The 1157-nt window shown below is 44.5% G+C and carries 1 protein-coding gene; it reads left to right on the forward strand.

The features are described from left to right. Nucleotides 1-63 precede the first annotated feature (63 nt). Nucleotides 64-1157, forward strand: a 1094-nt coding sequence (gene glnS / locus A3739_RS00550; protein WP_068499758.1) for a glutamine--tRNA ligase, incomplete at its 3' end; no start/stop codon positions are given.

Genomic DNA, 1157 nt, shown 5'->3' on the forward strand with positions numbered 1-1157 from the left:
CGTATTCCGGTATAATGCGCGCCCTTTCTATTGTTAGTTCTGTTCACTAGGTGAAACTCATATATGTCGGACACTGCACCAACTAAATCTAAGCACTTTCTTGAAACGATTATTGAAGAAGATTTGGCTTCAAATAAACACGAAGGTCGAGTTGTTACTCGCTTTCCTCCTGAGCCGAACGGTTATCTGCATGTAGGCCATGCGCGCTCAATTTGGGTTAACTTTGGTTTGGCGCAGCAATATGGCGGAGTTTGTAATCTTCGTTTTGATGACACAAATCCTGAGAAAGAAAGCCAAGAATTTATTGATGCAATTCAAGAGGATGTGCGCTGGTTAGGCTATGAATGGAATGGCGACGCACGTTATGCCTCAAGTTACTTTGATAAATTATATGAGTGGGCCTTACATCTTATTCGAGAAGGTAAGGCCTATGTGTGTGAACTCAGTGCGGAGCAAGCTTCTGAATATCGCGGTTGGGCGACTAAGCCCGGTAAAGACAGCCCTTATCGAGAGCGTTCTGTTGAAGAGAATCTAGACCTCTTTGAAACAATGAGAGCTGGTGGTTTCGATGAAGGGGCGGCTTCTCTTCGTGCGAAAATCGATATGGCTTCGCCAAATATGAATTTGAGAGACCCGATTCTTTATCGAATTCGCAAGGTTGAACATCACCAGACAGGTGATAAATGGTGTATTTATCCGAGCTATGATTTTGCGCATGGCCAAGAAGACGCGATCGAAGGCGTTACGCACTCCATCTGTACTCTGGAGTTTCAGTCTCATCGCGCTTTGTATGATTGGTTTGTTGAGAATCTTCCCGTTCCTACTAGGCCAACTCAGTATGAAATGGGGCGTTTGAACTTGAATTATACGGTCACCAGTAAGCGTAAGCTTAAGCAGCTTGTTGATGAGAATCATGTGGCGGGATGGGATGATCCAAGAATGCCAACCATATCAGGAATGCGTCGTCGTGGGTTTACTCCGAATTCGCTTAAAAGCTTCTGTGAAATGATTCCTGTAAGCGCTAAGAACAACAGTGATGTGGATGTAGCTCAGCTAGAAAAAGCGATTCGTGATGATTTGAATGAACAAGCTCCTCGCGCGATGTGCGTGATGAATCCTCTTAAAGTCACGGTCATTAATATTGATGAGGCTGACTC

It is taken from the genome of Oleiphilus sp. HI0067, from assembly GCF_001635735.1.